Annotated in this window: 11 protein-coding genes (1 of these 11 only partly in view); 3 read left to right on the top strand and 8 right to left on the bottom strand. The window is 65.1% G+C overall.

The window, feature by feature from the left end; genetic code table 11:
• On the bottom strand, nucleotides 1-3,735 hold the full coding sequence (gene metH, locus MTY59_RS19680; protein ID WP_221042628.1) for a methionine synthase: 3,735 nt from the start codon (nucleotides 3,733-3,735) through the stop codon (nucleotides 1-3).
• A gap of 482 nt (nucleotides 3,736-4,217) precedes the next feature.
• Here metH and MTY59_RS19675 point away from each other — a divergent pair, with 482 nt between their 5' ends.
• Both MTY59_RS19675 and MTY59_RS19670 read left to right on the top strand, forming a co-directional pair.
• On the top strand, nucleotides 4,218-5,108 hold the full coding sequence (locus MTY59_RS19675) for a PAC2 family protein (protein WP_170879941.1): 891 nt from the start codon (nucleotides 4,218-4,220) through the stop codon (nucleotides 5,106-5,108).
• A gap of 116 nt (nucleotides 5,109-5,224) precedes the next feature.
• The gene (locus tag MTY59_RS19670) at nucleotides 5,225-6,688 is read left to right on the top strand and encodes an amino acid permease (protein ID WP_221042627.1); all 1,464 of its coding nucleotides are present in this window, start codon (nucleotides 5,225-5,227) and stop codon (nucleotides 6,686-6,688) included.
• On the opposite strand, the gene MTY59_RS19665 is transcribed toward MTY59_RS19670, so the two are convergent.
• Nucleotides 6,685-7,563, bottom strand: a complete 879-nt coding sequence (locus MTY59_RS19665) for an SDR family oxidoreductase (RefSeq protein WP_221042626.1) — start codon at nucleotides 7,561-7,563, stop codon at nucleotides 6,685-6,687. The genes MTY59_RS19670 and MTY59_RS19665 overlap by 4 nt on opposite strands.
• Nucleotides 7,564-7,920: 357 nt before the next feature.
• On the opposite strand from MTY59_RS19665, the gene MTY59_RS19660 reads away from it, so the two are divergent.
• Nucleotides 7,921-8,352 (top strand): hypothetical protein, encoded by a 432-nt coding sequence (locus tag MTY59_RS19660; RefSeq protein ID WP_221046686.1) that lies wholly within the window; start codon nucleotides 7,921-7,923, stop codon nucleotides 8,350-8,352.
• A 291-nt stretch (nucleotides 8,353-8,643) separates the two neighbouring features.
• On the opposite strand, the gene MTY59_RS19655 is transcribed toward MTY59_RS19660, so the two are convergent.
• The 6 genes in view from MTY59_RS19655 to MTY59_RS19630 are tightly spaced (at most 57 nt apart) and all read right to left on the bottom strand, a layout consistent with a single transcriptional unit that may run on beyond the window.
• Entirely contained in the window at nucleotides 8,644-10,383 is a 1,740-nt protein-coding gene (locus tag MTY59_RS19655) for an AMP-binding protein (RefSeq protein WP_221042625.1), read from the bottom strand.
• 2 nt (nucleotides 10,384-10,385) lie between these two features.
• Nucleotides 10,386-11,153 carry a siderophore-interacting protein gene (locus MTY59_RS19650; RefSeq protein WP_221042624.1) on the bottom strand — a complete coding sequence of 256 codons (768 nt, stop codon included), beginning with the start codon at nucleotides 11,151-11,153 and terminating at the stop codon, nucleotides 10,386-10,388.
• Nucleotides 11,154-11,201: 48 nt separating this feature from the next.
• Nucleotides 11,202-11,540 (bottom strand): hemophore-related protein, encoded by a 339-nt coding sequence (locus MTY59_RS19645; protein WP_221042623.1) that lies wholly within the window; start codon nucleotides 11,538-11,540, stop codon nucleotides 11,202-11,204.
• Nucleotides 11,518-12,801, bottom strand: coding sequence for a cytochrome P450 (locus MTY59_RS19640; protein ID WP_221042622.1), 1,284 nt, complete (start codon nucleotides 12,799-12,801; stop codon nucleotides 11,518-11,520). The genes MTY59_RS19645 and MTY59_RS19640 overlap by 23 nt, the downstream gene beginning before the upstream one ends.
• 57 nt (nucleotides 12,802-12,858) lie before the next feature.
• Nucleotides 12,859-19,215 carry a sulfolipid-1 biosynthesis phthioceranic/hydroxyphthioceranic acid synthase gene (pks2, locus tag MTY59_RS19635; protein ID WP_284145225.1) on the bottom strand — a complete coding sequence of 2,119 codons (6,357 nt, stop codon included), beginning with the start codon at nucleotides 19,213-19,215 and terminating at the stop codon, nucleotides 12,859-12,861.
• Nucleotides 19,212-20,440, bottom strand: partial view of a non-ribosomal peptide synthetase gene (locus tag MTY59_RS19630; protein WP_221042621.1) — the final stretch only. It continues 19,762 nt past the right edge of the window; only the last 1,229 of its 20,991 coding nucleotides appear in the window; its start codon lies beyond the right edge, outside the window; it ends in the stop codon at nucleotides 19,212-19,214. The genes pks2 and MTY59_RS19630 overlap by 4 nt, the downstream gene beginning before the upstream one ends.

Here is a 20,440-nt window from a genome sequence, read left to right as displayed (position 1 = left end):
TCAGTCCTCCGGGTTGTAACCGAGGTTGGGGGCGAGCCAGCGCTCGGCTTCGGCCAGGGTCCAGCCCTTGCGCTTGGCGTAGTCGGCGACCTGGTCCTGGGCCATCCGGCCGACCACGAAGTACTGCGACTGCGGGTGCGAGAAATACCAGCCGCTGACGGCGGCACCGGGCCACATCGCCATCGACTCGGTCAGCTCGATCCCGGTCCGCTTCTGGACGTCCATCAACTTCCAGAGCGTCGCCTTCTCGGTGTGCTCCGGGCAAGCCGGGTAGCCGGGGGCGGGGCGGATTCCGCGGTACTTCTCATCGATGAGTGCCTCATTGTCCAGCTGCTCGTCCGGCTGGAATCCCCAGAACTCCTTGCGAACCCGTTGGTGCATCCGTTCGGCGAAAGCCTCTGCCAGCCGGTCGGCGATCGACTCCAGCAGGATCGCGCTGTAGTCGTCGAGGGCCGCCTTGAACTCCGCGATCTTCTCCTGGCTGCCGAGCCCCGCGGTGACGGCGAAGGCGCCGATGTAGTCGGCCAGACCGGTGTCCTTGGGTGCGATGTAGTCGCCCAGCGACCGGTTCGGGATGCCGTCGCGGTGCTCGCCCTGCTGACGCAGGTGGTGCAACGTGGTCAGCGCCTCGCTGCGGGTGTCGTCGGTGTACACCTCGATATCGTCGCCGACCGCATTCGCCGGGAAGAAGCCGATCACGCCGTTGGCGGTCAGCCACTTCTCCTTGATCGCGGTGTCGAGCATCTCCTGGGCGTCGTCGTACAACTTGCGGGCGGCCTCGCCCGAGGCCGGGTTGTTGAGGATGTCGGGGAACCTGCCCTTCATCTCCCAGGCGTTGAAAAACGGCTGCCAGTCGATGAACTCGCGCAGTTCCGCGAGGTCGTAGTCGTGGAACTCCCGCACGCCCAGGCCCTGGGCGGGCACCGGCGGCGTGTAGCCGTCCCACTCGATCGGAGTCCGGTTGGCGCGGGCCTTCTCCAGCGTCACCATCGGCCGCTCGTTCTTCTGAGCGTGCCGTTCGCGCAGAGACGCGTAATCCTTCTCGGTGGCCTCCAGCAGCGCTGGACGCTGCCTGTCGTCGAGGAGCGCCGCAGCGACCGGCACCGAGCGGGAAGCGTCCTTGACCCAGACCACCGGACCGCTACGCCGCGGCGCCACCTTCACGGCGGTGTGGGCGCGGGAGGTGGTCGCGCCACCGATCAGCAGCGGAATCTCCAGCCCCTGGCGTTCCATCTCGGCGGCGAAGTTGACCATCTCGTCCAGGGACGGGGTGATCAGGCCGGACAGCCCGATGATGTCGGCGTCGTGCTCCTTCGCCGCGGCCAGGATCTTATCGGCGGGCACCATCACACCGAGGTCGATCACTTCAAAGTTGTTGCACTGCAGGACAACCCCGACGATGTTCTTGCCGATGTCGTGGACGTCGCCCTTCACGGTCGCCATGATGATCGTGCCGTTGGTGTCCTTACCGGCTGCGGCGCCGGACTCTTCCTTCTCCGCCTCGATGAACGGCAGCAGGTACGCGACGGCCTTTTTCATCACCCGGGCCGACTTCACGACCTGGGGCAGGAACATCTTGCCCGAGCCGAAGAGGTCACCGACAACGTTCATGCCGTCCATCAGCGGGCCCTCGATCACCTCGATCGGGCGACCACCCGCGTCGGCGATCTCGGCCCGCAACTCCTCGGTGTCGTCGTCGACGTGGGCGTCGATGCCCTTGACCAGGGCGTGCGTGATCCGCTCGCGGACCGGAAGACCGCGCCACTCGGCGGTCGCCGGGCCGTCGCTCTGCTCCGACTTGTTGAACCGTTCGGCGATCTCCAGCAACCGCTCGGCCGCGTCCTCGCGACGATTCAGGACGACGTCCTCGATCCGGTCCCGCAGCTCGGGGTCGATCGAGTCGTACGGCACCAGCGCGCCGGCGTTGACGATGCCCATGTCCAGGCCGGCCTTGATGGCGTGGTACAGGAACACCGCGTGGATCGCCTCGCGGACGGGGTTGTTGCCCCTAAACGAGAACGACACGTTCGAGATACCACCGGAGATGTGCACTTCCGGAAGGTTTTCCTTGATCCAGGCGCAGGCCTCGATGAAGTCGATCCCGTAGGTCGCGTGCTCCTCGATGCCGGTCGCCAGCGCGAAGCAGTTCGGGTCGAAGATGATGTCCTCGGGTGGGAAGCCGACCTCTTCGGTGAGGATCCGGTAGGCGCGTCCGCAGATCTGTTTGCGGCGTTCCAGGTTGTCGGCCTGGCCCTGTTCGTCGAAGGCCATCACGACGACGGCGGCGCCGTACTTGCGGCACAACCGAGCCTCGCGGATGAACTTCTCCTCGCCCTCCTTCATGGAGATCGAGTTGACGATCGGCTTGCCCTGCACGTTCTTCAGGCCCGCCTCGATGACCTCCCACTTGGAGGAGTCGATCATCACCGGGACGCGGCTGATATCCGGTTCGGCCGCGATGAGCTTGGTGAACCGGTCCATCGCGGCGACGCCGTCGATCATGCCTTCGTCCATGTTGATGTCGATGACCTGCGCACCGACCTCGACCTGCTGTAAGGCGACCGACAGCGCGGAGTCGTAGTCCTCGGCCTTGATCAGGTTGCGGAACCGGGCGGAGCCGGTGATGTTGGTGCGCTCACCGATGTTCACGAACAGGGAGTCGTCGGTGATGTTGAGCGGCTCCAGGCCCGAGAGTCGGGTGGCCACCTCGATCTTCGGCACCTCGCGCGGCGCTTTGCCCTCGACGACCTTCGCGATCTCGGCGATGTGCGGCGGCGCGGTTCCGCAGCAACCACCCACGAGGTTGACCAGGCCGGCCTCGGCGAAGTCGGCGATGTAGCCGGCCTGACGCTCCGGGGTCTCGTCGTACTCGCCAAAGGCGTTGGGCAGGCCCGCGTTCGGGTAGCAGGAAACGAAGGTGTCCGCGATCCGCGAGACCTCGGCGATGTAGGGCCGCATCTCCGGCGCGCCCAGCGCGCAGTTGAGGCCGACCGCGATCGGCTTCGCGTGCCGAATCGAGTTCCAGAACGCCTCGGTGACCTGACCGGACAACGTCCGCCCGGAAGCGTCGGTGATGGTGCCCGAGATGATGACCGGCCAGCGGCGGCCGCGCTCCTCGAACAGCGTCTCGACGGCGAACACCGCTGCCTTGGCATTCAGCGAATCGAAGATCGTCTCGATGATGAGCAGGTCGGCGCCACCGTCGACCAGGCCATTGGCGGCTTCAAGGTAGGCGGCGACCAGCTGGTCGTAGGAGACGTTGCGCGCCCCCGGGTCGTTGACGTCGGGCGAGATCGACGCGGTGCGCGTCGTCGGCCCGATGGCGCCGGCGACGTAACGGGGCTTGTCCGGGGTGCTGAATTCGTCGGCGGCCGCCCGCGCCAGGGCGGCGCCGGCATAGTTCAGCTCGTAGGCCAGCTCCGCCATGTCGTAGTCGGAGAGCGAGATCGCGTTCGCGTTGAACGTGTTGGTCTCCAGGATGTCGGCACCCGCCTCGAGGTACTCGCGGTGGATCCCCTCGATGATCTGCGGCTGCGTCAGGGTGAGCAGGTCGTTGTTGCCCTGCAGAGCGGTGGGCCACTCGGTGAACCGGTCGCCGCGGTAGCCGGCCTCGTCCGGCCGGTCCCGCTGAATCGCCGTGCCCATCGCGCCGTCGATCACCATGATTCGCTGGCGCAGGGCTGCCGTCAGTTCGTCGGTGCAGTCGGGGCGAAGATTAGGCTCAAAGGCGTTCACGTACGTTCCTTCCGTAGCGGAAGGCGTCCTTGACTCTGCCGAGCGTGGCGGATACCGGCGCAAGCCCGTATCCGTTGCAACGCCTCTCGACCGGGAAAGTCTACGTCGTCACCCGATCGACGTCTGGACGCCCAACTCATCGCCGCTATCGACAGCTCGTCGAGTCTGCCGGCGACGTGATAGTTACCAAGGTTAACGAAATCGCAGCCGAGCCTATTTCGTCTCGACCGCGTCGACGCCGGTTGTGGGGCTCGTCCGGGGTCACATCGCCAGCCTGCGACTGCGTAACCATCGCGTTGTCGCCGACGACGACCCGCTGCGCGAGAGTGTCGAGGACGTCGGTGTCGCAGCGGTGTTCGTTAGCGACAGTCACGCCATAAGAATAGTCGTCCTATGCAAAGCGCCCGGTTGAGCGTCAATCACCCGACAATCCTTGGCCACTGCGCCCCGAACATCGGGCCGTGAGGCCGTACGCTAATTCTGTGACCCCGCCCGACGGCCCTCCCTTTGGCAAAGCCGCATTGCCCGAACTGCACCACACCGTCGTCGTGGCTGCGTTCGAGGGCTGGAACGACGCCGGCGACGCCGCCAGCGACGCGCTCGAACACCTCGAGGCCATCTGGGAAGCCGACCCGATCTTGGAGATCGACGACGAGGCGTATTACGACTACCAGGTGAATCGCCCGGTGATCCGGCAGGTGGACGGGGTGACCCGGGAACTGGTGTGGCCGGCGATGCGGATCTCGCACTGCCGGCCTCCGGGCAGCGACCGCGATGTCGTGCTGATGCATGGGGTGGAACCCAACATGCGCTGGCGCACCTTCTGCGCCGAGCTGGTGGCCATCGCCGACAAGCTCAACGTGGACACCGTGGTGATCCTGGGCGCGCTGCTGGCCGACACCCCGCATACCCGGCCGGTCCCGGTGTCGGGCGCGGCCTACTCCCCCGAGTCGGCGAAACGCTTCGGCCTCGAGGAAAGCCGCTACGAGGGCCCGACCGGCATCGCCGGGGTGTTTCAGGACTCGTGCGTGGCCGCCGGGATCCCGGCGGTGACGTTCTGGGCGGCGGTGCCGCACTACGTCTCGCAGCCGCCGAACCCGAAGGCGACGGTGGCCCTGCTGCGCCGCGTCGAGGACGTCCTCGACATCGAGGTGCCGCTGGCCGACCTGCCGACGGACGCCGAGGACTGGGAGCAGGCGGTCACCGAGATGACCGCTGAGGACGAGGACCTCGCCGAGTACGTGCTGTCGCTCGAGCAACGCGGCGACGCCGAGGTCGACATGAACGACGCGCTGGGCAAGATCGACGGCGACGCGTTGGCCGCCGAGTTCGAGCGCTATCTGCGCCGCCGTCGTCCCGGCTTCGGGCGCTAGTGGTGGATCGCCGCGGTCGAAGCTGACGCTCACGGTCGGTGACGGCCGTCGCGGAATTTGCCGTCGACCGACCAAGTACGGAAGCATCGCTTCGCGACCTACCGATTGGACGTTTCATGGCCGCGTTGCCTGGTGATGGCAACCCAAATCCCGTAGCCGGCCCGACTCCTGTTGCCGGCGCGGTCGGCGAAGACGCCGGCTATCGCAAGGGACTCAAGCCTCGACAGGTGCAGATGATCGGCATCGGCGGCGCGATCGGCTCCGGGCTCTTCCTGGGCGCGGGCGGCCGGCTCGCCAAGGCGGGACCCGGGATGTTCCTGGTCTACGCCGTGTGCGGCGTCTTCGTGTTCCTGATTCTGCGTGCGCTGGGCGAGTTGGTCTTGCATCGCCCGTCGTCGGGCTCGTTCGTGTCTTATTCGCGGGAGTTCTTCGGCGAGAAGGCCGCCTACGCGATCGGCTGGATGTACTTCCTGGGCTGGTCGATGACGGCCATCGTCGACACCACCGCGATCGCCACCTACCTGCGACGGTGGACGGCCTTCGAATCGATCCCGCAGTGGATGTTGGCGCTGCTCGCCCTGATCGTCGTGCTGTCGATGAACCTGATCTCGGTGGAGTGGTTCGGTGAGCTGGAATTCTGGGCGGCATTGGTGAAGGTTCTGGCGCTGGTCGCCTTCCTGGTGGTCGGGATCGTCTTCCTGGCAGGTCGGTACCGCATCGACGGCCACAGCACCGGGCTAAGTCTGTGGACCGACCACGGCGGACTGTTTCCCTCCGGCGTGCTGGCGGTTCTGCTGACCACCTCGGGCGTGGTATTCGCCTACGCCGCCATCGAATTGGTGGGCACGGCCGCCGGCGAGACCGCCGAGCCGGAGAGGGTCATGCCCCGCGCGATCAATTCGGTGATCGCGCGCATCGCGATCTTTTACGTCGGGTCGGTCGCGCTGCTGGCGTTGCTGCTGCCCTACACGTCCTACAAGGCCACCGAAAGTCCTTTCGTCACTTTCTTTTCCAAGATCGGCTTCCACGGCGCCGGTGACCTGATGAACATCGTGGTGCTCACCGCCGCCCTGTCGAGCCTCAACGCGGGGCTGTATTCAACCGGCCGGATCATGCACTCGATGGCGTCCAGCGGCAGCGCACCCCGGTTCGCGACCCGGATGTCCAAGAACGGAGTGCCCTTCGTCGGCATCGCCATGGCGGCCGCGATCTGCCTGCTCGGCATCGCCCTGAATGCCGTCAACCCCGGCGAAGCCTTCGAGATCGTGCTCAACATCGTGGCGCCGGGCATCATCGCGTGTTGGGCGACCATCGTGCTGTGCCAGCTGCGCTTCTACCGGCTGGCCAAGGCCGGCCTCATCGAACGGCCGCGGTTCCGGATGCCGTGGGCCCCGTATTCGGGGTACCTCACCCTGGCGTTCCTGGCCGGCGTCCTGGTCATGATGGCGTTCGACAAGGAGACCGGCACCTGGACCATCGCGACGGTGGTATTCGTTGTCCCGGCGCTGAGCGCCGGATGGTTCCTGGTGCGCAACCGGGTGGCTGCCGTCGCGTCGCAGCGCGCGGCCAAGACCGGCTAGGACGTACCCAGGTCGCGGTTGTAGGCGCTGGTGGAGCGTCCCAGCGCGGCGACCTGGGCGTCCAGCTGGGGCAGCAGCTCGGCGGTGGATTTGTGCAGCGGCATCTCGCCCACCGGGCTGGACAGCACCGGCTTAACCCAACGGAACAGGGCCACCCAACGCGGGCAGTACACGCGGGTGCGCCGGCGCTCGATGCCCTTGACGAATGCGGTCGCGCACTTGTCGACGGTCGTCGTCTTGCTCAGTGGCCACGGGAAGCTGGCCAGCAACTGGTTGAACGCCGGCAGGTCGGACTGGGTGTCGCGGACCAGGGCGGTGTTGACCCACGACATATGCGCCGAGCCGACGGTGACGCCGTGGTGGGCCACCTCCAGCCGGAGCGCGTTGGCCAGCAGTTCGACGCCCGCCTTGGAGGCGTTGTACGGCGCCAGCCCGGGGCAGGCGGTGTAGGCGGCCAACGACGAGACGATGAGGACGTAGCCGCGGCGTTCGATCAGCGTGGGCAGCGTGGCGCGCACGGTGTGGAAGACGCCGAGCACGTTGATGTCGAGCACCCGCTTGAAGGCGTCGGGCTCCACCTGCAGCACCGAGCCGTAACTGGCGATGCCGGCGTTGGCCACCACCACGTCGATGCCGCCGAATCGCTCGACGGCGCGGGCGGCGGCGGCCTCCATAGCGTTCAGATCTCGCACATCGGCGACGGCCGTCAACACCCGTTCCTCGCCGAGTTCGGCGGCGAGGGCCTTGAGGTCCGTCTCATTGAGGTCGGTCAGCACGAGCCTGGCGCCCCTGGCGCTCAGCCGGCGAGCGGTCTCGGCCCCGATCCCCCGGGCACCTCCGGTGATGAAGACGACTTTGTCCTGCAGCGATGTCATGGCCGACAAGGTACTCCACACGTGCTCGGTGAGATACAGCAAATAGTCTGACTACCCATGCAGGATCCTGAAATTCCGACTTTGCCGGAGCATTCGGACATCGCCGACGGGTAATCGCGCGAGACCAGGAGGTCCTCAAGGGCACAGCAGTGCATCACCACGACGCCGGGCCGATTGCCGCGGGATAGGGACCGCGGGATGAACAGCCATCCGCAGAACACAAGACGCTTCGGGTGAATTCCTGGTTACCTGGTTCCCACTACCCCAAGCGGACGTACGCACTACTCTACTTGGCCCCTACCGCGCTCAAGAGCGGTCTACGCAACCATAAGCTCCCGCCATGACATGTAGTCGAGCATGTCGCTGGAGGGCCAGTCGATGACAAACGACAATTCGGCCCCATCGCCAGTCGAGGATTCCAGTGGCGCAGAGCAACGTAGCCAGCTCAGCTTTCAAGAGCTGGACACCACGGCGCGCGCGATCGCGTCCAAGATGCAACGGCAGCGCGCCGGGGGCGCACGGATCGCGGCCAGAGCCATCGGCATCCGCCGGAGCTCGACCGAGGGTCAGCCGGCTTCGGCCGCCGATTCCACTTCCCAAAGTGGAGGAGCGCCGCTGCACAAGAAACCAACTCCACCGGACCGTGCCGTGTGGAACTTTGTGACGCGCACCAGCTTGGGCGTTGTCGAGACCTACCTCTGGCACCGCCAGGGCAGCAATGAGTTCTGCTGGCGCCCAGTTGGAACGCATTGGGGCACAAAGGAAATGCCGACAGACGAACCCCAATAATGGGGGTTAATCGACATTTGACCGTCAAGCAAGGACGCGATCAACGGAAGACGAAGCCGTTTCAGGAGTTCCCGTAGGTCGCGCTGCGAGCGTCTCAACTTCGTCCAAGGCCGATGCCCCATCCACAAGACGCATGGTTCATGATGCACCCTGTGGTCACGGAGATCTTCGACATCGACAGCATTCCGCGCGGGTCGGCGGCTGCAGAACGCTCGTCCGAAATTCCTTGACCGCGACGACCTCGATCACCTGAAACGTAGGGTGGTGCGCTCTCTGGACCCGCGGTAACGCCTAACCGTGCAAGCGGGCGAATTGACCTTGCCGATACTGCTCGACGCACGTCGATCGCCGAACCTTGCCACTTGTGGTGATCGGGATCGAACCGGGTGCCACCACAACCAGATCCGCGACGCCGACACCGTGCGAGTTGGAGACCGCCGAGGTCACTTCGCGCTCGACGACGGCGAGCTTGTCCGCCCCGTCTTCGTGGGACGCTCCCCGGTTCTTGACTTCGATGATGACGACAAGCTTCTCCGTGCCGCCATGCGGAACCGCTATCGCTGCGCACCTACCCCGGGTGATCTCCTGGACCGTCGCTTCGATGTCGTCCGGTGAGTGGTTACGCCCGTAGACGATCAACAGATCCTTGATGCGGCCGATGATGAACAGCTCGTGTTCGAAGAAGAATCCCGAGTCCCCGGTGCGCAACCACGACGCTTCGGGTGTGCCGGCTGACGGAGCGACAAGCCGACCGCCGAAGGTGCGTTCGGTCTCTTCTGGCTTTTGCCAGTAGCCCATGGCGACGTTGCCACCGTGCACCCAGATTTCACCGACGGTCCCTTCCGGACACTCAATCCTGGTGTCGGGATCAACGACACGAATTATCGGTGACCGCGGTGCCCCGTAGCTGACCAACGTTGTAGCGGTTGGGCTTTCGCATCGCTCCGCGGTGCCAGTGGCTAGCTTCTCGGATTCGAAATGGACGATTTTGGGTGGTTGCGCCGGCGTGCGGGTCAACCCGTACACGGTTGCCTCTGCGAGCCCATAGCCTGGCCGCATCGCCTTGCCGGGCAAATTGAAGCGCGCGAACCGGTCGGTGAAGCGCCGCAACGTCGCGGGATGCACCCGTTCACTACCGCTGAGAATGACCAGCACATCCCCCAGATCCAGTCCGGCCATGTCCTCGTCTGATGTTTTGCGCGCCGCCAGTTCGAAAGCGAAGTTCGGTGCCGCGGAAATTGTGTGACTTCCCTTGGCCAGCAACTGCATCCACCGGGCCGGTCGCTGTAGGAACGACACCGGACTCGTCAGCACGGTGCGAAATCCGCCCAGGATGGGTATGCAGACTCCCAGTATCAAACCCATGTCGTGGTAGAACGGCAGCCACGACACAAGAGTCGTGTCTGGTGGAGCGACGCCTCCGTACTCCACACAAAAGTCTGATATGAGCTGCCCGAAATTGACCAGCAGGTTTTGATGCGAGACCATGACCCCGGCAGGCTGGCGTGTCGACCCGGACGTGTACTGCAAATACGCCAAATCTGAATGGTTCTCGTTCCCGGCGCCGGATCCGGTCCGGGCGTCCAGGTCCAGCAGGTCAACCTCCACGACCGATGGAACGGGTCCGCCGGACTCCGACTTGACGTACTCGGCAACGGTTCCCGCAGAGGGGGACGTGGTGAGAACGACAGTCGGCGACGCGTCGCGCAGCACGGAACTGACGCGCTCATCGCTGACGCCGCCCAGCGGAAGCGAAAGCGGAACCGCGACCTGTCCCGCCTGCAATGCGCCGAGAAACGCCACGATGTAATCGAGCCCCTGCGGTGCCATTACGACGGCGCGGTCGCCCGTCGACCCGCAATGCTGGAGTTCCCGCGCAACGTTCACCGTTCGCCGGTACAGCTGCGACCACGTCAGGCTTTCGGCAACGCCGTCCCAATCCTGCTCGTAATCAATAAAGGTGAACGCCGTGTCGTTGGGCTGCAAGCTGGCGCGCTCGCACAGCAGATCCGAGATGGACGTCTGAACCATAATCACTCCATTCCGGTTCGGCCGGGGGTCCAAAAGGGTTTGGTGCGTATCTGGCGTCGGTCCCAGCCACGTTCGGTGATCAATATTTTGCGTAGGGTTTGTATGGTGCGGGCCTCGCCGGCGAGATAGGCGATGCCGGGATGGTCCGGCAGCGCGAGGCCGCTCAGGGCGTCGGCGAGCACGGCAGAGTCCGCGGCTGAGGCGTCACCGCGCTCGACCCGGGTCAGGGGTCGAGCCAGGGGAAGGTGGTCGGGCTCGGTCGCGGCCTCGATCACTCCGTAAACGTCGGCGGTTGGGGGCATCGATCGAAGCATCGCGGCGAACGCGACCGACGCGGTTTCTTCGCCGGCGAACACGTGGTAGGGCGCGTCGTGGCGTACGACGAAATCGCCTTGGGGTCGGGTGAAATCGGCGTGATCCCCGATGGAGGTGGCCGTAGCCCAGCGTCTGGCGGATGTCGCCCCCTTCGGGTCACCGTCGTGGTCGAACATCACGATGTCGAGTGTGCCGAGATAGGGGTCGGCGTCGTAGATGGAATAGGTGCGTAGCACGGGGTATGGGTGCCGCCTTGACCACGATTCACGCAGGCTCTCGACCTTCAGCCGCACCTGCTGACCTGGCGTCCAGGTCAGTCCCTGCAGTCGCGGGCCGCTGAACCGGATGCGGCGCATTCTTGGTGTCAGCGTTTGGATCTCGCTGACAGTTGCAGAGAGGAACACCGCGTCGCGCAGCGTGCTGATGAGCGGTAAAGCGCCGGTGAGTGTGGCCACGAAGAACTCCGGAAGGTTAGAGGTGGTCGAAGGTGGGTGCTGATCTGCTCAGTAGTTGTTGCAGGTGCTGAAGACCCGCAAGACAAGTCCGAACTGCTGGTCGGCCCCTGGCTGGCTCGCCAGCATCTGGGCCATCCGCTGGCGTTGACTCGGCGGCGAGGCGAGGAACTGACGCAAAAATGAGACGCTCTCCGGCGAAGAGTTGAATTGTGCGGCGGCTTGGGGATCCGCGGCCTGCAGCGCCGATTGGACCTGGTCGTAGTTACAGGTCGTATTGACAAACGGGCTTAGATCCCGATCGGCGGACGCGAGCCCGGCGCCTGCGGTCAATAACAATGCCAGGCCGCAAGCCCCGACAGCCAATCTAGTCAACGATCGTGTGGTCATTTTTGGATACCTCCTGAATGGGAGTGAACTCGAGGTGTAATTCCTTGAGGCGCCTGAACAGTAGGGTGCTGTCCCATTTGAGCCGACGAGCGCCCGCCGGGCCGTGCTTGGCCTCGGAAAGCCGAATGTCAGCCATCCGGTTGAGGATTCGTTCCAAGCTCACCCGCACTTCGGCGCGTGCAATCGGGGCGCCCGGGCAGGTGTGAATACCGCGGCCGAATGCCATGTGATGCAATATGTTCGGGCGGTCGAGCCGAAATTCGTTCGGCTCGTCGAACCGTCGTGGATCGCGGTTCGCCGCACCATTCATCACCAGTATGCTGGTACCGGCTGGCACATCGAGGTCGCCGATCCTGGTGGTGCGACGCGCCATGCGGAAATTCGACTTGATCGGGCTTTCGATACGCAGCATCTCCTCGATGAAGGCGGGGATCCTTGAATTGTCCTGGCGCAGCTGCTGTTGTAAGTCCGGTCGCTCCGCGAGCGTCAGCATCGAGAGACTCAGCAGGTCGATGGTCGTGCCGTGGCCGGCGGCGTACATGAAGGTGGCAACGCGGGCAACGTCGATCGCGTCGGGTGTCGTGCCATCGGGAAACTTTGCCAGCGCAAGCTCGGTGAGGACATCGTCGCGCGGATCGCGCCGCCGTTCTTCGATGTACTCTACGAACCACTCCTCTTTCACGCCAACAAAACCGCTGCGGTCGCCTTCGAGCCTACTGGCATACGCAGCGCGGCGGAATCGCTCCCGGTCGGCCTCGGGTACGTCCAGCAGGTCGGTAATCGCGTCGAGCGTGAACGGGAAATTATAGTCGATAAAGATCTCGCACTTGCCCTTTGCGATGAAGCGGTCGATTTGCTCGTCGGCGAGACGCCACAGGAAGTCCTCGTTGTTCTTGAGCTGCTTCGGCGTGAACAACCGGCTCAACAGCGCGCGGTGCGCGGTGTGCTTCGGAGGATCGAACGTGATGAAGTAGTCGCCGAACGTAACTTTCTTGCGGTAGCGCTCAATCACATCCGAGATGTCATCGCTGTCGGTCTTGGTCGGGATCCCCGACCATGGTCCGCTGACTATGTTGCATACCGAGAATGTCTTGTCGTGGTCCCGTTGCACGGCGACGGCCTCCTCGTACCCCGAAACCATCACCACGCCGTGTTTCGGCTCGCGCCACACTGGGCAACGACGGATCGCGTCGTAGTAGTCGTAGGGGTCATCGACGAGCGACTTCTCGGTGAAGAAGTCGAGGTTCTCGAGCCCGGTCATTTCGCCTCCCCTGTGCTGCAACACAATTCAGATCCCATAATTCAAATCCTCTCAGCCTCAGGCGGCGTCGGCGGGAGCCAGCTTTCCGAACAGCAGTTCCGCCAAACCGCGAATGGTGCCAATGGTGGCGATGTCGGCGGGCGTCACGCGTATGCCCGTTTCGGTCTGGATGCGGGTAAGTAGTTCGAGGCCACCCAGCGAGTCCAGGCCGTACTCGGAGAGCGGACGATCGGGATCGATGTTGCGGCGCAGGATCAGGCTGACCTGGTCGGAGATCAGCCGCCGCAGCCGGGTAGGCCACTCCTCCAGCGCCAGCTCATCGAGCTCGGCACGCAGTTTGCTTGTGCCCGTTGAGCTTTGCCCGTTAGAGCGGAACGCTTCGGCGAAGGGACTGCGCTGGGCGAAAGCGGTCAACCACGGTGCGCCCGTTATCGGGGCGTAGCCGGTGCAGGGGCGGTCGTGGCGCAGCAGCGCTTCGAATGCGTAAGCGCCTTCGTCGGGAGCTATGGCAACGTTGGCACCTTCGGCCAGGGCGGTGCCGCGTCCTATCTGCGCCCAGGCACCCCATGCGATGGCGGTGGCCGGCAGACCCCGAGCCCGGCGCCAGCGGGTGAAGGCGTCCAGCCAACTGTTGGCCGCGGCATAGGCACCCTGCCCGGGCGAGCCCACCAGCGCGGCGGCCGAGGAGAACGAGCAGAACCAGTCCAACGGTTGATCAGCCGTGGCGGTGTGCAAATTCCACGCACCGTAAACCTTTGGCGCCCAGTCATGCTCGATGAGCTCGTCGGTGATATTGGTCAGCGTCGCATCCTCGATCACCGCCGCCAGATGCAGCACACCGCGCACCGGAAGTCCCGTGGCCGTCGCTGTGGCCACCAACCGCTGGGCCGTACCGGCCTCGCTGATGTCGCCGCAGTCCACCACGACGTCGGCACCGATCGCGCGGATGCGCTCGATCGCCTCCAGCGCCTCGGGAGTTGGTTGCGAGCGCGAGGACAACACAATACGGCCGCAACCGGACCCCGAACCAGGAGAAGCCATCCTCTCGGCCAAGAACAGCCCCAGGCCCCCCAGCCCGCCAGTGATGATGTAAGCGCCGTCGCTGCGGAAGACCCCGACCTGCGCCGGCGGCACCACCACGCGGCTGCGGCCGGTGTGCGGGACATCGAGCACCAGTTTGCCGGTGTGCTGGGCGCCGCTCATCACGCGAATCGCGGTGGCGGCGTCGGCAAGCGGGTAGTGCGTGCTTTCCGGCATTGGCAACGAGCCGTCCGCCGTGAGCTGGTACACCGTGTTCAGCAAGTCTCGCAGCGTGTCCGGGTGGCTGAATGACATCAACGCCAGGTCGAGGGCGTAGAACGTCAGATTGCGCCGGAACGGGAAGAGCCCCAATCGGGTGTCGCCGTAGATGTCGCGTTTGCCGATCTCGACGAATCGTCCACCGAACGCCAGCAATTCGACCCCCGCGCGCTGGGCGGCGCCGATGACCGAGTTGAGCACGATGTCCACGCCATAGCCGTCGGTGTCGCGGCGTATCAGGTCGGCGAACTCCACGCTTCGCGAGTCGTAAACGTGCCCAATGCCCATGTCGCGCAATAATTGCCGGCGCTGCTCGCTGCCGGCGGTGGCGAAGATCTCGGCTCCCGCGGCCCGCGCGATGGCGATTGCCGCCTGTCCGACCCCACCGGTCGCGGAGTGGATCAGCACCCGGTCGCCGGCGCTGATTCGGGCCAGCTCATGCAGGCCGTAATAGGCGGTGGCATGCGCGGTCGTGACCGCCGCCGCCTGGTCGTCGGCCAGGCCGGCCGGCAGCGTGACAGCCAGGCGCGCATCGCAGGTGAGGAAGGTACCCCAACAACCGTTGGCGCTCAGGCCCCCGACATGATCACCCACCTTGTGGTCGGTCACCTCTGGTCCGACTGCGGTCACGACGCCGGCGAAGTCGGTGCCCAGCTGTGGGAGGCGCCCCTCGAAGGCGGGGTAACGGCCGAACGCGACGAGCACGTCGGCGAAGTTGATGCTGGACGCGCTGACCGCGACCTCGATCTGTCCCGGTCCGGGTGGAACGCGGTCGCAGGCAACGAGTTCGAGTGACTCCAGATCACCGGGCGTACGGATCCGCAGGCGCATCCCGTCGCACTCGTGGTCGGCGACGGCGGTTTGCCGCTCCTCGGGGAGCAGTGGAGCAGGGCACAGCCGCGCGTTGTACCAGGCGCCATTTCGCCAGGCGGTCTCGTCCTCGTCCGACCCGGCGAGCAGTTGCCGTGCCAGCTGTTCGGCGTCGGTGGATTCGTCCACGTCGATCTGGCTGGCGTCCAGATGCGGGTGTTCCATGCCGATTACCCGGACCAGGCCCCGAAGCCCGGCCTGCTCGAGGTTGGGCACGTCGTTGGACACCACGCTTTGGGCGTTGCGGGTCACAACATACAAGCGCGGCGATTCGCCGGGCAGGTCCGCCAACTCGCGGGCAATGCGCACCAGATGTTGCACATAGTCGCGGCCCAGAAGCGCACAGTGCTCGTCGGCGTCGCCGTTTTTCGGTCCGTTGAGGACCACCACACCGTTTAATCCACCGCCGCGCAAATGATGTCCAAGCTGTTCCACGATTGTGATGTGGTCGGTTTGCTGCGGCCAGGACATCGTGGTGCACTGCGCCCCAAGATTTTTCAGGGCGTCGGCCAGTGCGCTGGCCATCACATTCGCCGTGGTGGTAGTGCCGATCAGCAGCCAGCCTCCGGCGTCGGTGTGGTTCGGCTCGGGCAATTCCCGTTGCCGCCATTCGATGGTCAATAGCCGCTCGGCCATCACACGATCTTTGTTGCCGCTCTCGGATGCGCTGGTGCCCACTCGCAGCCCCTGCACGGTGAGCAGGACTGCCCCGTGCTCGTCGAGCACGTCGATGTCGGCCTCGACCCCGGAGGTATCGGCTTTCGTCACCCGCGTGTAGCAGTAGTGGGCGTTGCGGGCAGCGCTGTAGGAGCGGAGTCGACGGATGCCCAACACCAGCCCCAGCGCACCTTCGCCCAGGGCCTGAACTTCCGGATGAGCTTCAACGGACTGGAAACAGGCATCCAGCAGTGCGGGGTGCACGCCGTAAGCGGCTTGTTGCGAGCGGATTTGGCGCGGTAGCGCCACCTCGGCCAGGACGGTGGCGTCCTCACCGGTGTGCACATCGCCCAGACCGGCGAACGCGGGACCGTACTGAACGCCACGTTGGTCCATGCGCTCGCGCACCTCGTCGCCGTCCTCGCAACGCGCATGCGCGGCGAGTAGCGCGGACACGTCGTACGCGGGTGGCTGCTCATCTTCTGCGGCGCGGAGCACTGCGGCAGCATGCCGCATGTGTTCGCCACCCTGATTTGACTCCACGGCGAAGTCGACGACGCCGGGCGATGACAGCGACGCCGAGGCGTCGATCGTGGTCTGCTCATCCAGCAGGAGCGCCTGCTCGAAGCGGATGTCGCGAACCTCAGCCGTCTCACCCAGCACGGTACGCGAGGCCGCCAACGCCATCTCGCAGTAGGCGGCACCCGGAAGCACGACCACATTGCGGATCTGGTGGTCGCCGAGCCAGGGCTGGGCGGCGGTGCCGACCTCCGCCTGCCACAAGTGGCGCTCAGGTTCCTCCTGCAAGTGCACGTGCGAGCCCAGCAGCGGATGCACCGAAACGGTGCAACCGCCATGTGTTGGGGATTCCTGACCGCTGCCACTCAACCACAGCCGACGGTGCGTCCAGGTCGGCAGCGGCGCGTCCACCAGGCGTCCACTCGGGTAGAGCATGGAGAAATCGACCGCGGCGCCCGCACTGTGTAGATCCGCCACGAACCCACGCAACCCGTGGGGAAGAGCTTGTTCACGGCGCATACCGGCCAGAGCGGCCATCGGTATCTCGCGGCTGCGTGCGGTCTGCTCGAGAGCGCGAATGAGTAGCGGGTGTGGTGCCAGCTCGGCAAAGACCCGGTAGCCGTCCTCCAAAGCGGCCTGCACGGCCGTGGCGAACCGCACCATGCGGCGCATGTTGTTGGCCCAATAGCGGGCGTCGCACACTGGCTGCTCGCGCGGGTCGAACAGGGTCGCCGAGTAGAAGGGAACTTCCGGCGTCATCGGGCTGATCTCTGCGAGTGTCGCGGTCAGCTCGTCCATGATCGGATCGACTTGAGGCGAATGGAAGGCGACATCGGTGGGGACCTCGCGGGCCATCACATCACGCCGCTCCCAGGCCGCGACGAGGTGGCGAACCGTTTGCGCGGCGCCGGCAATCACCGTGGACTGCGGTGAGGCCACCACCGCCACCACGACGTCGTTGATACCGCGTGCCGTCAGCTCTGAAAGCACTTGCTGTGCAGGCAATTCCACCGATGCGGTGGCCCCGGCACCGGCGACGCGGAACATCAGCCGCGAGCGGCGGCAGATAACCCGTAGCCCGTCTTCCAGCGACAGTGCACCCGCGACGACGGCTGCGGCGGCCTCGCCGAGGGAGTGCCCGATGACCGCGCCCGGGCGGACTCCGTAGGACCTCATGGTGGCCGCCAGCGCGACCTGCATGGTGAACAGTGTCGGCTGGATCCGGTCTTGACCGGTCACGATCTGCGGCGCCGATATCGCCTCGGTCACTGAGAACCCGGACTCGTGGGCGATCACCGGCTCGGCCTGCGCGACGGTGGCGGCAAACACCGGTTCGGTCGCCAACAGGTCTGCGCCCATCGCGGCCCATTGCGAACCCTGCCCGGAAAACACCCAAACCGGTCCACGGTCGTCCTGTCCGACGGCGGCCGGATACGGAGTATCGCCGTCGGCAACCTCGCGCAGAGCCTCTTCGAGATCGGTCCGGTTTCCGGCGATGACGGCGGTGCGTACCGGGCGGTGCGCGCGCCGACGCGCCAGGGTGTAGGCCAGGTCAGGCAACGTCAGATCGTGATGCGCCCGCACCCAGTCGGCCAGCCGCCCGGCGGTGCGGCGCAGTTCCTCGGCCGAGGTGGACGACAGCGGGAACAGTAGTGGCGTCGTCGTCGACGATTCGGCTGAGATGCCCTCGGCCACAACGGCTCCGGAAGCCTGTTCGGGTGCTTGTTCCACGATGGCGTGCACGTTGGTTCCCGACAGCCCGTACGACGAGACCGCCGCCCGGCGTGGGTGGTGCCCGTTGGTGACCCACGGTGTAGTCTCTTGCGGCACAAAGAGTTTCGTATCGATCTTGGCAAGGTCATCGGGTAGCCGGGTGAAATGCAGGTTCCGGGGAACCACACCGTGCTGCAGCGCGAGGATCGCCTTCATCATCCCGAGCGCACCGGAGGCCGCCTGCGCATGGCCGAAGTTGGTCTTCACCGACGCCAGCGCGCACGGGCCGCCGATGCCGTAGACGTTGGCCAGGCTGGCGTATTCGATCGGGTCACCCACCGGGGTGCCGGGCCCGTGGGCCTCGACCATGCCGACCGTGCCGGCGTCCACACTCGCGGCGGCCAACGCCGCCCGATAGACCGCGGTCTGCGCGGTCTTCGACGGCGTGGCGATATTCACGGTGTGACCGTCCTGGTTGGCGGCCGTCCCGCGCACCACGGCCAGAATCCGATCACCATCTCGCAGCGCGTCGGACAGCCGCTTGAGTAGCAGCATCACGCTGCCCTCGCCGCCCACGAACCCGTCGGCCGCGGCGTCAAAGGCGTGGCAGCGTCCGGTCGGCGACAGCATGCCCTCGGCTGACCCCGCGGAGAACTTCCGCGGGTCCAGCGCCAGCGTGGCGCCGCCTGCCAGCGCAAGGTCACTCTCGCCCTCGTGCAGGCTGCGGCACGCGAGGTGTATCGCGGTCAGGCCGGAAGAACATGCGGTGTCCACCGTCAACGCGGGACCGTGGACCCCCAGCGCGTATGCGATGCGCCCGGAAGCCAGGCTGAAGTTGCTGCCGGAAAAGCCGTACGCCCCCTCCACGGAGTGCGCATCGGCGGCCAGCAACTGGTAGTCGCCATGCGTCAATCCCATGAACACGCCGGTGAGCGAGTCGGCGATTCGCTCCCGAGTGAGACCGGCGTGTTCCATGGCCTCCCATGAGGTCTCCAACAGCAGCCGATGTTGCGGATCCATCGCGGTGGCTTCCCGCTCGTTGATCCCGAAGAACTCGGGGTCGAAGCCGGCGACGTCGTCGATGAATGCGCCCCACCGCGATACCGACCGGCCCGGCACACCCGGCTCGGGATCGTAGTATTCGTCGGCGTCCCAGCGGTCGGGCGGAATCTCGGTAACCATGTCGTCGCCGCGTAACAACGCCTCCCACAACTGCTCCGGGGAGTCGATGCCTCCGGGTAACCGGCAAGCCATGCCGATCACGGCGACGGGAGTGACGGGTTTGGTACCGATCGGGAGCGGAGAATCGGTCGATCGCGGGTGCTGCATGACGTCGTCGATCTGGTGTGTGGTCATTTCGCCTCCTCGCAGCAACGACCAAGCAGCTTGTCCGTTGCGAGCGCGCATTCGGTTTCTAATAGGACTTTGAGTTGGTGGCCATACAAGATGAGCGAGTCGGCGCTCATCATTTCTTGATGCGTACAGTCGATCGGGTAGCTATTAATGCCGCCGGTGACATAAGGGCGCCAACACTGCGAGAGAGGCGAACTGCGATCGCTCGCATCCCGCACGGCAGTGAAAATGCTTATATTCCCAAAAAAGACACCGGGTTCGTGTGCTCGATACAACGCCCCGTTACTGGTGATGTTGCGAACACCCGAATCCAGAAGCTGTTTGTATTGAGGAAATTCGACGATTCCTCGTTTGCGAAGTAGTTCTTCTACCCGCTCATAGGTAAGCGGCTCATCCTGATCGGGAACATCGATACGACAGAACCGCAAGACGTCTTCTAGCACTTCGGCTTCGCCTACGTCTGGTAGAGCGACGCTACCGGCGGCACTTGGTTGAGCGTCGAGGAGGATAAGTTGTGTGACTACGTATCCGCGTCGCTGAAGCTCGATGGCAACTTCATGGGCGACGGCACCTCCGAAAGACCAGCCGAGAAGGTTGTAGGGCCCAATGGGATGAACCCTTTGGATCCTGTCGGCATAGTTCTTCGCCATATCGCGGATTGACGCAGGTTCAGCCTCGCCATTTTGCGGGGCTTGTTGAATTCCAATGATCGGGCAGTCCAAGTGATTACCCAGAGCCTGATACGGCCAACTCACCCCACCCGCAGGATGAATGCAGAACAGCGGAACACCCGTGCCCTCCTTGAGGAACTCAACGGGGACTACTTCCACCTCGCCGGCATCTTGGCCCAACTGCTGGCTCAAGCTACTAACGGACGGCGCGTGGAACAATGTGCGCACCGCAAGGTTTGCGTCCAGGCCTGTGTTGATCGCGGCGATCACGCGCATCGCCGACAGCGAATCACCACCCAAATCGAAGAATGAGTCGTCGACTCCGACCCGCTCGAGCCCCAGCACCTGGGCGTAGATGGCGGCCAGGGTCTCCTCGGTGGGCGTACTCGGGGCGCGGTAACGATCGACATCGGTGTATTCGGGAGCCGGCAGGGCGCGGGTGTCCAGTTTGCCGAGGGCCGTCAACGGCAGCGCCGCCATCACCACCACCGCGGCCGGCACCATGTAGGCCGGCAGCCGCTCAGCCAACGCCGCACGCATCTCGGCCGGATCGGCTG

The sequence above is a fragment of the Mycobacterium senriense genome (assembly GCF_019668465.1).
Classification (GTDB): Bacteria; Actinomycetota; Actinomycetes; order Mycobacteriales; family Mycobacteriaceae; genus Mycobacterium; species Mycobacterium senriense.
The sequence above is the reverse complement of the archived record's forward strand: the minus strand, read 5'-3'. Positions and strand labels throughout refer to the sequence as shown.